Source organism: Mycolicibacterium monacense (genome assembly GCF_010731575.1).
Lineage (GTDB): Bacteria > Actinomycetota > Actinomycetes > Mycobacteriales > Mycobacteriaceae > Mycobacterium > Mycobacterium monacense.
Genome location: NZ_AP022617.1, coordinates 1,233,422 through 1,247,510 on the forward strand (window position 1 = coordinate 1,233,422; position 14,089 = coordinate 1,247,510).

Genomic DNA, 14,089 nt, shown 5'->3' on the forward strand with positions numbered 1-14,089 from the left:
CGGTCAGCCGGGGAAGCGGACGGTGGTGCCCGGCATCAGCTGCACCACCCGCCCCCGGCATTCCACCACCACCCCGGCGGCCTCGCGTGGGTCGACGCTGATGATCACACCCTTACCGCTGACCCGCAGGTGCAGGTGCAGGCCCCGGTAGTGGATCGGGACCGCCAGCACCCCAAGGCTTTCCGGCCAGTACGGGGAAAGGATGAGGCGGTTGGACCGGGTCTCCAATCCGGTGAAGCAGCGTTGCATCAGATCGACGGTGCCGGCCATGGCGGCCAGGTGGATGCCCTCGGACGTGGTGCCGCCCTGGATGTCGGAGACGTCGGACTTGAGCGCCAGTTCGAAGAACTCCATCGCACGGTCGCGGTTGGCGCGCGCCAGGACCCAGGTGTGCACGACTCCGCTGAGCGTGGACCCGTGCGACGTGCGGGCCAGGTAGTAGTCGACCATGCTCGGAACCTGGTCCGCGGGGAAGTGATAACCGAGCCGGTTCAGGATCTCGCCGAGTTCGGGCACCGACATCAGGTACAGCAACATCAGCACGTCGGCCTGTTTGGACGCCTTGTACCGGTTCACGTCGTCGTTCTCCGCCTCGAGGATGCGATCGAGGCGCTGGATGTTGCCGTAGTGGGCGCGGTAGCGGTCCCAGTCCAGCTCCTCGAGCTCGCCGTAGCCCTCGAACTGGCTGATGACACCGTCGTGGAACGGCACGTACATCCGGCGACTCACGTCGTCCCAGTGCGCCAGTTCACCGCTGGTCAGCCCGAGCGTCTCCAGCAGGTCGAGCCGGTTCGGCAGCGGAAGCAGGTCCAACGCGTCGAGCGCCCGCATGATCACCCACACCGCCATCACGTTCGTGTACGCGTTGTTGTCGATGCCGTCGTAGGGTGCGTCGGGGTAGCCGGAGTGGAATTCGTCGGGCCCGATGACCCCGCGGATGCTGTAGCGGCCGCGGTCTTCGTCGTAGCTGGCCAGACTCACCCAGAAGCGCGCGACCTCGGCCAGCATCTCGGCGCCGTAGTCGATCAGGTAGGCGAGATCCCCGGTGGCCTGGTAGAACTTCCACGCGCTGTAGGCCACGGCGATACCGATGTGGTGCGCGCGAGCGCTCGCATCGGGATTCCAGTTGCCGCTGCGCGGATTCAGGTGCAGCCGTTGGCTTTCCTCGCGGCCGTCGCTTCCGGACTGCCAGGGGAACATCGCGCCGGCGTAACCGGCCTCCCTGGCGGCGTGCCGGGCCTCCGGCAGCCGCCGGTAGCGGTACGCCAGCAGCGATCGGGTGATCATGGGCAGCCGCAGATTGAGCACCGGGAAGATGAACAGCTCATCCCAGAAGATGTGGCCGCGGTATGCCTCACCGTGCAGGCCACGCGCGGGCACACCCACGTCGAGGTCGGCGCTGTTGGGGGAGACGGTCTGCAGCAGATGCAGCAGATGCAGCCGCAGGATGCGCACTTCGTCGGTGAAATCGTCGAATTCGATGGACAGGCGTTCCCACAGGTGTGTCCAGTCGGTGAGGTGTCCCTCGCGTACCTCGGCGTACCGGCCGAGTCGCGCCACCCACCGCTCGGCGTCCACCGCGGGATCGGAGGTCGCGACGTCGCGGCCGGTGAAGAGGGTGACCAGCTTCTCCACCGTCAGCGCCTCGCCGACCGACTGCTCGACGGTGATCTCGTGACCGATCTCGGCGCCGTCCCCGACGAGTCGGTAGGACGCCCCGACCGGGGCGTCGTCACGCCAGACGATGCAGCGGGCCGCCATGGCGATCGGAATGCCCGACTGGGTCGTGCGGACCGTCAACAACACCGAATCGTCGCTGAGCTGCCGCTTCTCGATCAGTTCGAGGTGCTCTTTACCGAGGTCGCGGTACCGCTCGACCAGCGAGTTCGTCACGTTCCCGTCGAGCGTCGAGCGGATCGTGATCCGGCCCGACCAGTCCTCGGCGACGATCTTGGTCTGCAGAGCGCCGACGTGCGGCAGGTGCATCGCGACAAAACGTTGCTGCGTAACCGAAGTGGTGCGCCCGGCGTCGTCGCGAAAGCGGACCTCCCGCGTCAGCGTCGCCCCGCGCAGGTCGAGAGTCTGGCGGTAGGAGAGCACTTCGACCTCGTCGATGTCGAACCAGTCACCGCCGTCGATCCGGAAGGTCAGCGAGAGCCAGTCCGGCAGGTTCACCAGGCTCTCGTTGTCGACGGCGGTACCCGATACGTCGTCGACGAGGCGGTTGAAGATGCCCGCGGCGTAGGTGCCGGGGTAGTGCACCTGGCCGGCCTTCGATTCCGGTGCCGCGCCCCTCGTGGCGAAGTAACCGTTCCCGACGGTGCACAACGCCTCGCGCAGCTTCTCGCTCTGCGGGTCGTACCCCTCGTAGGTGAGATCCCAGGCCTCGCTTGCGACCTGGTGCTTGTAGGCCAGCCACTGCGACCCCCGTTGGAGGAATTCGCGCACCTGGTCGGGTGACTGCAGGCTGAATCGGGCCGCCGTCTTGCGGTCGCTGTCCTCGTCGTGGCGCACGACGATGCCGACGCCGTCGAAGCGGACCGCATCGAACGCGTCTTCGTCGGTGAGGTCGTCACCGATGTAGATGGGCATCAGCGAACCGGCCGCGTCGATGCGGTCCCGGATCCACCTCAGGGTGGTGCCCTTGTCCCAGTCGATGTCGGGTCGCAGTTCGACGAGCATGCGGCCGCTCGTCACCCGGAGACCGGCCTGCCTGCCGAGTCTGTGTGTGGTCGAGACGATCTCGGCGACCTCGTCGGAGGACCCGACCTCCCGGTAGTGGACCGCGACGGCGAAGCGCTTGTGCTCGACGAAGATTCCGGGAACGTGCCCCAGCAGGTCGCGCAGATCCCCGGCGGCCCGTTCGAGGACGGGCACGAACGCGGCGGCCGCCTCGTTCTGGTGGTAGGTGCCGTCCGGTCCGGTCAGCTCGAATCCGTGGCTGCCGGCGTACCACAGCCCCGGTGCGCCCACGCGGGTGCGGACATCCGCGAGGTCGCGGCCGCTCAGGATCGCGACCGGGCACACCGCGGCGACGAGCGCCAGCGCCTCGGCCGCGCCGTCGACCAGCACCGCGGCGTCCGGTTCGGAGACGATGGGGGACAGGGTTCCGTCGTAGTCCAGGAACAACACCGACTCGCGGGCGCCGGTGATACCGATGAGCTGTCCGTAGGACTCCAACGCGTTGGGGACCTCGGAGACGCGCCTGTCACCGGTGCGGACCGCGATACCGGCCAGACCCGCGACGACCCGGTCGGCATCGCCGTCGATCGGTTCGTCGGGGTGCCGGGTCCGGTCGACCCGGATCACGAGGGCGAACCCACCGTCGCGGCCCGGTGTCCGGCCCGCGGCCGAATCCTCGATGAGCACGGCGCGCTGCGGGCGCACACCGAGTCGGCGCGCTGCCTCCAGACACGGGGCGCCGGCCCGGTCTTCGGCGGAGCCGTCGACGCACACATCGAAACCCTCGGCCCCAATGCTTTTCACCATGTCCCGGCCGTGACTGTTCGACGAACAGGCCGCGGTCTTGACGCCGACGTCCTGCAGTTCGCGCGCCAGCGTCACCGTCGGCGCCGGGTCGCTGAGCACGCCGTCGAGGTCGAAGATCACCGCGTCGTGGTAGCGGGGATCGATGACGACCGGCACGGTCATGACAGGGATGCGAGCTGTTGTTCGGCGGCGAGGACCAGGCGGGTGGTCCGCACGACGGTGTCGGGGTTGAGGCTCATCGAATCGATGCCGACCCGCACCAGGAACTCGGCCATGTCCGGGTAGTCAGAGGGGGCCTGTCCGCACAGTCCCGAGTGAATGCCGTTGCGGCGACAGCCTTCCACGGCCAGCCGGATCATCTCCTTCACGCCGTCGTCACGTTCGTCGTAGTCGAACGCGACGACCTCGCTGTCACGATCGACGCCCAGGGTGAGCTGGGTCAGGTCGTTGGAGCCGATGGAGAATCCGTCGAAGCGTTTGGCGAACTCGTCGATGAGGATGACGTTGTTCGGGATCTCGCACATCGCGTAGATCTTCAGCCCGTTCTCCCCTCGCCGCAGACCGAGGTCGGCCATCGTCTGGAGAACCAGGTCCGCCTCGGCGACCCGGCGGACGAACGGCAGCATGAGGATGACGTTGCTCAGGCCCATCTCCTCGCGTACGCGCCGCATCGCCCGGCACTCGAGGGCGAAGCCCTCCGCGTACGCGGGATGGGCGTAGCGCGAGGCCCCCCGGAAGCCGAGCATCGGGTTGCTCTCCGTGGGCTCGAATACACGTCCGCCGAGCAGGCTCGCGTACTCGTTGGTCTTGAAATCCGACATCCGCACCACCACCGGCTTCGGCCAGAACGCGGCCGCGATCGTGCCGATCCCCTCCGACAGGCGCTCGACGAAGAAGGCGCCCCCGTCCCGGTGGCCCTGCGTCAGCCGTTCGATGTCACGCCGGATCGCAGGGTCGTCGACCTTCTCGGGGTGCAGCAGCGCCAGCGGATGGAAACGGATGTACTCGCTGATCACGAACTCCATCCGGGCCAATCCGACACCGTCGTTGGGCAGGAACGACGTCTTGAAGGCGAGTTCGGGGTTGCCCAGGTTGATCATGATCTCGGTGCGCGGCCGCGCGATGTCGCCGACCTCGGTGCGGTCCACGTGGAAACCCAACGCGCCGTCGTACACCCGGCCCGTATCGCCTTCCGCGCACGACACCGTCACCATGGCGCCGTCGGGCACGTTGACGGTCGCGTCGCCGGTCCCGACGACGGCCGGGATGCCGAGTTCGCGGGCGATGATCGACGCGTGGCAGGTCCGTCCGCCGCGGTTGGTGACGATCGCCGCGGCGGTCTTCATGACCGGTTCCCAGTCGGGGGTGGTGGTGTCGGCCACCAGCACCTGCCCGGGCTGGAACTCCGCCAGCTGGGACAGGTGCTCGATGCGTTTGACCGCACCGGAGGCGACGCGCTCGCCGACCGAGCGGCCCTCGGCCAGCACCTCGGCGTGGCTCTCCAACACATAGGTCTCCAGGGCGGTGACGCTCTGCTGGGAGGCCACGGTCTCGGGGCGGGCCTGGACGATGTAGAGCTGCCCGTCGAGGCCGTCCTTGGCCCACTCCATGTCCATGGGCCGGCCGTAGTGCTGTTCGATCGCACACGCGTAGCCGGCCAGTTCCAGGACGTCCTCGTCGTCGAGGCAGAAGCGGGCGCGATCGGCCTTGGGGGTGGGGATGTTGCGGGTGGTGTTCTTCGTCTCGCCTTCGACGTAGACCATCTTCACGGCCTTGTCGCCGAGGCGCCGGCGCAGGACCGCGCGGTGGCCGGCGAGATAGGTGGGCTTGTGGACATAGAACTCGTCGGGGTCGACCGCGCCCTGGACCACGTTCTCACCGAGGCCGTAGGCACCGGTGAGGAACACCGCGTCGCGGAAACCCGATTCGGTGTCCAACGAGAACATCACGCCGGAGGAGGCGATGTCGGAGCGGACCATCTTCATCACGCCGATCGACAGCGACACCTTGAAATGGTCGAAGCCCTGATCGATCCGGTAGTGGATCGCGCGATCGGTGAACAGGCTGGCGAAGCAGCGGCGGCAGGTGTCCAGCAGGCTTTCGTCGCCCTTGATGTTGAGGTAGGAGTCCTGCTGGCCGGCGAAGCTCGCCGTGGGCAGGTCCTCTGCGGTCGCTGAACTGCGGACGGCGAGGCTGACGTCTTCGCCGTACTCCTGCTGGAGCGTGCGGTAGGCATCCCGGATCTGGGCGGCCAGATCGTCGGGTAGCCCTGCGCCGTAGACGATCTCGCGGGCGCGCTTACCCTTGCGCGCCAGGGCGGCGACGTCGGCGGGGTCGATGTCGTCGAGTTCGGCGTGCAACCGGCCCCACGCGTCGGCCTCGTCGAGCATGTGGCGGTACGCCGCGGCGGTGATCGCGAACCCGTGTGGCACACGGACACCCTGGCCGGACAGGTTCTGGTACATCTCGCCCAGCGAGGCGTTCTTGCCGCCGACCAGAGGCACGTCGTCGATGCCGATCTCCTCGAAGAAGGTGACGTAGGCGGACCCACTCATGATCTGTCCTCTCGTTGCGTGACGAATGCAAACGTGCCACGGTCCGGTGTGGTCGAGCCAGGGTCGGAAGTCACACGAATGCGGACTCGGGGCTTTGGGCTCATGAGTTCGGGGTGATGACCGCGCGTCCGGTGAACTCGCCCGCGGCGAGACGTTCGTAGACCTGCGGTCCCTCCTCGAGCGGGAACCGGTGCACCTCTGTCTTGATCCGTCCGTGGCGGGCCAGTTCGAGCACCTCCATCAGCTCCGGGCGGGAGCCCCAGTAGGTCGTCGCGAGACTGGCCTCGTAGGGCACCGAGAAGAAGCCGAACGGCACAGTGCCGCCGCCGATGCCGACCACCGTGATGTCCGAGCGTGGCCGGGCGACCGCGGTGGCCAGCGCCAGGGTGGCGTCGACCCCGACGAAGTCGACGACCACGTCGGCGCCGAGGCCCTCGGTGAGGTCGCGGATCTCGCCGGCCGCGTCGTCGCCCGCGCGCACCGCGTGGTCGGCGCCGCTGCGCTCGGCCAGGCGCAACGCCTCGGGCCGGTTGTCGACGGCGATGATCCGCGCGGCGGTCAACGCGCGCAGGATCTGCACGCCCAGATGACCCAGCCCGCCGATGCCGATGGCCACCGCGGTCGCCCCCGGCGTGAGCAGCGGAAGGGACCGCTTGATCGCGTGATACGGCGTCAGCGCCGCGTCGGTCAGCGGGGCGGCCTCGACCGGGTCCAGGTCACCGAGCGGGACGAGCAGGCGGGCGGCGGGCACCAGCATGTATTCCGCCATGCCGCCGTCGTAGCCGAGCCCACCGCCGGCCGCCGGCTGATCGGCCGCGCGCTCGCAGTAGTTCTCCATGCCCACCTGGCACCGTTTGCAGCGTCCGCATCCCCACGGTCCGTACACCGCGACGGGTTCACCGACGCTGAAACCGCTCACCCCGGCGCCGAGGGTGTGCACCCACCCCGCGTTCTCGTGGCCGAGCGTGAACGGCGGATTCCACGGCATCATCCCTGGCGCGAAATCGTGGAGCAGGTGCAGATCCGAGTGGCAGGCGCCCGCGCCCGCGACGCGGATGACCACCTCACCGGGTCCGGGCTCGGGTTCCGGAACCTCCCGGATCTCCGGCGGCGTCTGCCAGGCGGAGAGCTGCATTGCCTTCATCGTGGACCTCAATTCGAATCATCTGTCACATTGGTCACAAATTTCACGTTTATCACAGAAGTATCACGGCAAACCTCATTATCGAGAGCCCATCTCAACCGAATCCACCAGCGAAAAGGACTCCTCATGAACACCGTCCTCTATATCGATCCCAAGGGCGTGGTTTACGAAACCCGCGCCTTCAGCAAAGCGGATATCGCCCATCTCGTGAGCGATTACGGGTTGGAAAGCCTGTCCAGCGGTGATCGCCAGTTCGATTTCTGGTTCACCCCGACCACGCGGCGTTGCCAGCGCCGGGTCAATCGCAGCGCCACCGAGTTGCTGCTGGCCGCCACCGGGTTCACCGCCAAGAACGTCCCGCTCCTGCGCGGCGGCGTGGTCGTGGCCACCCACGACACCGACGGCGACCTCGACGGTCTGAGCTGGGAACAGTTGGATCAACTCGCCCGGATCAGCCGCACGCTCACCAAGCGCGACTTCCGGGTCCTCGACCGGCGGTTCGCCCGCGCCGACGCCCGCCTGCGGCGCCGGCCCGCCACCCCCGCCGCCGTGCCCGCCGCAACGACCGAACAGCGCGAGTCCGTGCGCCAGTGAGCCCGGCGTGACGCGCAATCCGCCGCCACGGCGAATTGCGTCATCGGTCCTGTGAGAATCAGACAATTCCCCGCCGCGACGTTGTCGAGTTCGGGCTAACCGTGCGGCGGACAACTCGTCCACCATGGAATCAACCGATGGATCGATTCGAGGAGGTGGGTGGTGATCGCCGCGCTCACCTCCGGTGGCCGTTTCGCCGACGGACGGAGATCACGGTGAAGCGCCACGAACCGGCCCCTCGGCACGACACGTCGCGTCGACGGCGCGACGATGCCATGGAACCCTTCGAGATCCGCGTGCCCCGGTGGCCCCTTCTCGTGCGGTTGTTCGACCGCGGGCCGTTGGTCCGCCCCACCGACCGGTTCGAGGCGCTCGTCGTGACGCTGGCCATCGTGGTGGTGCTGCTCGCGGTGCCCGTCGCCGCCGCCATCGGCACCGCGATCCACGACTCCCGCAGCCACTTCTACAACGAACAGAACGCGACCAGGCAACACGTGACCGCGGTGGTCACCGATGTGCCGGAGTACCGGTCGTTCACCCGGACCGGCATGATGACCGTCCCGGTGGAGTGGTGGGAAGGCGACACCCGCCACACCGAGACCGTGCAGGCGCACGGCTCGGTGGACCCGGGCGACGCCGTGGACCTGTGGATCGACGCCGACGGCGCCCGGGTGCTCGCCCCGGCGCCGGCGTCGCGCGCCGCCGTCGAGGCGGTGGCGGGCGCCGCCGCGATCTGGCTGAGCGTGGCCGCGGGTGCGGCGATCCTCTCCACGCTCGTCCAGATGACGTGTGACCGCATCCGGTCCGCCGCGTGGCAACACGACCTCGACACCCTGGTCGACGGTGGTGGCCACACCACCACCCATCCCTGACCGAGCGCCGCGCCGGTCGACCGCTGCCGCGACTTGTCGGCCGGCTTCGGTAGGGTCTCGGCGTGACTTCGAGCCTGACCGTCAGATCCGTAAATGCCCGTCTCGCTGAGGAACTCGCCGTCGGTGAGGGGCAGGTCGCGGCCGCCGTCCGGTTGCTCGACGAAGGCGCCACCGTGCCGTTCATCGCCCGCTACCGCAAGGAGGTCACCGGCAGCCTCGACGACGCGCAACTGCGCACGCTCGAAGAACGCCTGAACTACCTGCGGGAACTCGACGAGCGGCGGGCGGCGGTGCTGGCCTCCATCGAGGAGCAGGGCAAACTCACCGACGACCTCAGAACCGCGCTGCTGACCGCCGACACCAAGTCGCGGGTCGAGGACATCTACCTGCCGTACAAGCCGAAGCGGCGCACGAAGGCGCAGATCGCCAGGGAGGCGGGCCTCGAACCGCTCGCCGACCGCCTGCTCGCCGATCCGACGCTGGTCCCCGAGGATGCAGCGGCTCGGTTCCTCGCCGACGGTGTGCCCGACGCTGCCGCCGCACTCGACGGGGCGCGCCACATCCTGATCGAGCGTGCGGCCGAGGACGCCGATCTGGTCGGCGCCGTACGCGAGAAGTTCTGGACCGACGGGGCGCTGCGCACCTCACCCCGCTCCGACGAGGTCGCCAAGACCCCGGCGGCCCAGAAGTTCCGCGACTACTTCGAATTCTCCGAACCCCTGCAGAACATGCCGTCGCACCGCGTGCTCGCGGTGATGCGCGGCGAGAAGGAAGAGGTGCTGTCGCTGAACTTCGACGGGGGAGACGACGACCTCTACCTCGCGATGGTGGCCCAGACCCTGGGCATCGACATGGCGTCGACGGCCCCGGCGACACCGTGGCTGGCGACCACCGTCCGGTTGGCGTGGCGGGTCAAGCTGATGGTCTCGGCGGCCGTCGCCGCACGTGTCCGCCTGCGGCAACGCGCGGAAGAGGATGCGGTCGCGGTGTTCGCCCGCAACCTCAAGGACCTGCTGCTCGCCGCCCCCGCGGGTTCCCGGACCACCCTGGGCCTCGACCCGGGCTTCCGCACGGGTGTCAAGGTGGCCGTCGTCGACGGCACCGGCAAGGTCGTCGACACCTGCGCGATCTTCCCGCATCAGCCGCAGAAGCAGTGGGATCAGGCCAAGGCCACGCTCGCGGCGCTCGTCGCCCGCCACGGGGTCGAGTTGATCGCCGTCGGCAACGGCACCGCATCGCGCGAAACCGACGCGCTGGCAGCCGAACTCATCGCCGACATCGCGGCGGCGGGGGCCAAGGCGCCGGTGAAGGCGATGGTCAGCGAGGCCGGGGCGTCGGTGTACTCCGCCTCGGCGTACGCCGCGCACGAACTGCCCGCGCTGGACGTGACGTTGCGGGGTGCGGTGTCCATCGCACGCCGGTTGCAGGATCCGCTCGCCGAACTGGTCAAGATCGAGCCGAAGTCGATCGGGGTGGGCCAGTACCAGCACGACGTGACGCCGGGGACCCTGGCGCGCAGCCTCGACGCCGTGGTCGAGGACGCCGTCAACGCCGTCGGCGTCGACCTGAACACCGCGTCGGTGCCGCTGCTGTCCCGGGTGTCGGGTGTCACCGACACGCTCGCCGAGGCCATCGTCGCCCACCGTGAGAAGACCGGGCCGTTCCGCAACCGCACAGCACTGCTGGACGTCCCGCGCTTGGGGCCCAAGGCTTTCGAACAGTGCGCGGGCTTCCTCCGGATCACCGGCGGGGACGATCCGCTGGACGCCTCCGGTGTGCACCCCGAGGCCTACCCGGTGGTGCGGCGCATCCTCGACCGGTCGGGGGTCACCCTGACCGAGATCATCGGCAACGAACGGCAGCTGCGCTCGCTCAAACCCGCCGACTTCGCCGACGACCGGTTCGGCATCCCGACCGTCAGCGACATCCTGGCCGAACTCGAGAAGCCCGGCCGTGACCCCCGGCCGGCGTTCTCGACGGCGACGTTCGCGGCCGGTGTCGAGAAGGTGGCCGATCTGAAGGTCGGCATGGTGCTCGAGGGGGTGGTGACCAACGTCGCCGCGTTCGGGGCGTTCGTCGACGTCGGCGTGCACCAGGACGGGCTGGTCCACGTCTCCGCGATGGCCGACCGTTTCGTCTCCGATCCGCACGAGGTGGTGCGGTCCGGTCAGGTGGTGCGGGTCAAGGTCGTCGAGGTCGACGTGGACCGGCAGCGGATCGGGCTGAGCCTGCGCCTGGGCGACACACCGCAGCGCGACAAGGCCAAACCGCGCCAGAACGCCGGCGCGCCGCGGCCACAGCAGAAGCGAAACCCCAAGCGCGACAACGATCGTCGCGAGAAGGCACCGTCGGGGTCGATGGCGCAGGCGCTGCGCGACGCCGGCTTCGGTCGGTAGGGGTTCAGCGGCGGATCAGTGAACCCGTCGTCGCCGGCCGTTGACGCACCCGCTGAGGCCACCAGAACCAGCGGCCCAGCAGCGCCGCGATCGACGGCGTCATGAACGCCCGGATCACCAGCGTGTCGAAGATCAGTCCCAGGCCGATCGTCGTGCCGATCTGCGCGGCCACGGTCAGCTCGCTGACCACCATCGACATCATTGTGAACGCGAACACCAGACCCGCGGCTGTCACCACCGACCCGGTTCCGCCCATCGCACGGATGATCCCGGTGTTGATCCCCGCCGGGATCTCCTCCTTCAGGCGCGCGACCAACAGCAGGTTGTAGTCCGCGCCCACGGCCAACAGGATGATGACGGCCATCGCCATCACCATGAAGTGCAGTTCGATCCCGAACACGTGCTGCCACACCAGCACCGACAACCCGAACGACGCGCCCAGTGACAGCACCACGGTGCCGACGATCACCGCCGCGGCCACCAATGCCCGCGTCAGGATCAGCATGATGATGAAAATCAATGACAGCGCGGCGATTCCGGCGATCAGCAGATCCCAGTTGTTGCCTTCCTGCATATCCTTGAACGCCGCGGCGGTGCCGCCGATGTAGATGCGCGAACCCTCCAGCGGGGTGCCCTTGATGGCTTCCTTGGCCGCGGTCTCGATGGCGTCGATGCGTTCGATGCCCTCGACTGTCAGCGGGTCACCCTCGTGGGAGATGATGAACCGGACCGCGCGGCCGTTCGGCGAGATGAAGCTCTCCATACCGCGTTTGAAATCCTCGTTCTCGAAGATCTCCGGGGGCAGGTAGAACGTGTCGTCGTTCATGGCTTCGTTGAACGCATCGGCCATCGCCGTCGAGTTCACGTCCATCGCGGCCTGCTGCTCCAGCAGGGCCGACTGCGTGGAGTGCATCGACAGCATCGTCGCGCGCGCGGTCTGCATGGTCTCGATCGTCTGCGGCATGATCGCCAGAAGCTGGGGCATCAGCGCGTCGAGCCGCTCCATGTCCGGGATGATCGCCTGGAAGTCCTCGGTCATGGTGTTGACCCCGTCGAGGGCATCGAACACCGACCGCATCGACGCGCACACCGGGATGTTGAAGCAGTGCGGCTCCCAGTAGAAGTAGTTGCGGATCGGCCGGAAGAAGTCGTCGAAATCGGAGATGCTGTCCCGCAGTTCGGCGATCTCGACGGACAGGTCCTTGGACTTGCCCACCAGGTCGTGGGTGGTCGCGCTCATCTGCTCCATCAACGCGATCATCTCGGTCATCGTGTCGACGGATTTCTCCATTTCGTCGGCCTGCAGCAGGAGCATCTCCATGTTCCCCTGCAGGTACGGCCGGGTCATCGCCTGCATCACCCCGCCGAGGCTCATCTGCGCCGGGATGGTGGCGTTCTCCAGCGGTTTGCCCTGGGGGCGGGTGATGGCCTGAACGGACCCGATGCCCTCGACGCGGTAGACCGCCTTGGCGATCTTGTCGATGACGAGGAAGTCGGCGGGGTTGCGCAGATCCCTGTCGGTCTCGACGAGCAGCAGTTCGGGGTTCATCGTGGCGACGGAGAAGTGCCGTTCGGCGGCCGCGAAACCCTCCATCGCGGGCAGGTCGTCCGGCAGGTAGTTGCGGTCGTTGTAGTTGGTCTTGTAACCCGGCAGGGTGAGCAGACCGATCAGCGACAGCGCGATCGTGAGCAGCAGGATCGGGCCGGGCCAGCGGACCACCGCCGCACCGAGGCGGCGCCAGCCGCGGATCCGCATCGCCCGCTTGGGTTCCAGCAGGCCGAACCGGGTGGCGACGGTGATCAACGCCGGACCCAGGGTCAGCGCGACGAACACCGCGATGGTCATGCCGACGGCCAGGGGGACGCCGAGCGACTGGAAGTACGGCAACCGCGTGAAGCTCAGGCAGAACGTCGCACCGGCGATCGTCATACCGGAGCCGAGCACCACGTGGGCGGTGCCGGCGAACATCGTGTAGAACGCGGACTCGCGGTCCTCGCCTGCGGTGCGGGCCTCCTGGTAGCGGCCGATCAGGAAGATCGCGTAGTCGGTCGCCGCGGCGATCGCGAGCGCGACCAGCAGCGTGGTCGCGAACGTCGAGAGCCCGATCAGCTCGTGGTAGCCCAGGAACGCCACCACACCGCGCGCCGCGGACAGACCGAGCAGCACCATGCCGAGGACCAGCAGCACGGTGGTGATCGACCGGTACACGATCAGCAGCACCACGATGATCACGGCGAACGTGACCATCTCGATGACGCGCACACTGCGGTCGCCGGCGATCTGCTGGTCGGCGGCCAGCGCCGAGCCGCCGGTGACGTGCACCTTCACCCCGGGTGGGGGCGACAGACCGGTGACGACGTCCTGCACGGCCTTGACCGACTCGTTCGCCAGCGCCTCGCCCTGGTTGCCGGCCAGATACAGCTGGACGTAGGCGGCCTTGCCGTCGCCGCTCAGCGCGCCCGCCTCGGTCAGCGGATCACCCCAGAAGTCCTGAATGTGTTCGACGTGGACGGTGTCGGCCTCGAGCCGGTCGACCATGTCGTTGTAGAAGCGGTGCGCCTCATCGCCGAGGCGCTGTTCGCCCTCCAGCACGATCATGACCGAACTGTCGGATTCGAACTCCTCGAAGACCTCCCCGGCGCGGGTCATGGCGATCACCGAGGGTGCTTCGGCGGGGGCCATCGACACCGACCGCATCTGGCTGACGACCTCGAGTTGCGGCACCGTCAGCGACAGGACCGCGACCAGCAGGATCCAGCCGAGGATGATCGGGATCGCGAACCGCCGGATCCATTTCGCCGGACCGGTGCGAGCAGTGCGTTCTGACGGGGGACCGAGACGGCGCCCAGCCTCAACGTGCGAGTTGGGCAACGTGGTGAAATCCTCCGTGACGTGGTGTCGTGAGTAGTGATAGCAGACCGCGCAACGTTTTAGGGGCCTCCCTCTCGGCACCGGTCCGCTCGTGGAAGTGCGTGTGGGATGTGCCACGAATCCGTCCCCGGCCGACCGGGAACACTGTTGTCACCGGATCCGGCGGG

At 68.1% G+C, this 14,089-nt stretch carries 7 protein-coding genes; 3 read left to right on the forward strand and 4 right to left on the reverse strand.

The genetic code is table 11. The annotated features are described in order from the left end of the window. Positions 1–3: 3 nt before the first annotated feature. The 3 genes from otsB to G6N49_RS05915 all read right to left on the reverse strand — a co-directional run bounded on the left by otsB (position 4) and on the right by G6N49_RS05915 (position 7,188). Entirely contained in the window at positions 4–3,651 is a 3,648-nt protein-coding gene (gene otsB / locus G6N49_RS05905) for a trehalose-phosphatase (RefSeq protein WP_011560790.1), read from the reverse strand. After that, positions 3,648–6,044, reverse strand: a complete 2,397-nt coding sequence (gene ppsA / locus G6N49_RS05910) for a phosphoenolpyruvate synthase (protein WP_011560789.1) — start codon at positions 6,042–6,044, stop codon at positions 3,648–3,650. Before ppsA ends, otsB begins: the two co-directional genes overlap by 4 nt. Before the next feature lie 100 nt (positions 6,045–6,144). Then, positions 6,145–7,188 (reverse strand): NAD(P)-dependent alcohol dehydrogenase, encoded by a 1,044-nt coding sequence (locus G6N49_RS05915; RefSeq protein WP_011560788.1) that lies wholly within the window; start codon positions 7,186–7,188, stop codon positions 6,145–6,147. 126 nt (positions 7,189–7,314) lie between these two features. On the opposite strand from G6N49_RS05915, the gene G6N49_RS05920 reads away from it, so the two are divergent. The 3 genes from G6N49_RS05920 (at position 7,315) to G6N49_RS05930 (ending at position 11,050) form a co-directional block, all read left to right on the forward strand. Then, positions 7,315–7,782, forward strand: coding sequence for a hypothetical protein (locus G6N49_RS05920; protein WP_011560787.1), 468 nt, complete (start codon positions 7,315–7,317; stop codon positions 7,780–7,782). Between the two features lie 215 nt (positions 7,783–7,997). Then, positions 7,998–8,654, forward strand: a complete 657-nt coding sequence (locus G6N49_RS05925) for an Rv1733c family protein (protein ID WP_011560786.1) — start codon at positions 7,998–8,000, stop codon at positions 8,652–8,654. Between the two features lie 62 nt (positions 8,655–8,716). Beyond that, positions 8,717–11,050, forward strand: a complete 2,334-nt coding sequence (locus G6N49_RS05930) for a Tex family protein (protein WP_011560785.1) — start codon at positions 8,717–8,719, stop codon at positions 11,048–11,050. Positions 11,051–11,054: 4 nt separating this feature from the next. On the opposite strand, the gene G6N49_RS05935 is transcribed toward G6N49_RS05930, so the two are convergent. After that, on the reverse strand, positions 11,055–13,922 hold the full coding sequence (locus tag G6N49_RS05935; protein WP_011560784.1) for an MMPL/RND family transporter: 2,868 nt from the start codon (positions 13,920–13,922) through the stop codon (positions 11,055–11,057). Positions 13,923–14,089 lie beyond the last annotated feature (167 nt).

Coding starts and splice junctions, on each gene's coding strand:
- G6N49_RS05915 (WP_011560788.1), bottom strand. CDS start 7,188: ATGAAGGCAATGCAGCTCTCCGCCTGGCAGACGCCGCCGGAGATCCGG.
- otsB (WP_011560790.1), bottom strand. CDS start 3,651: ATGACCGTGCCGGTCGTCATCGATCCCCGCTACCACGACGCGGTGATC.
- ppsA (WP_011560789.1), bottom strand. CDS start 6,044: ATGAGTGGGTCCGCCTACGTCACCTTCTTCGAGGAGATCGGCATCGAC.
- G6N49_RS05920 (WP_011560787.1), top strand. CDS start 7,315: ATGAACACCGTCCTCTATATCGATCCCAAGGGCGTGGTTTACGAAACC.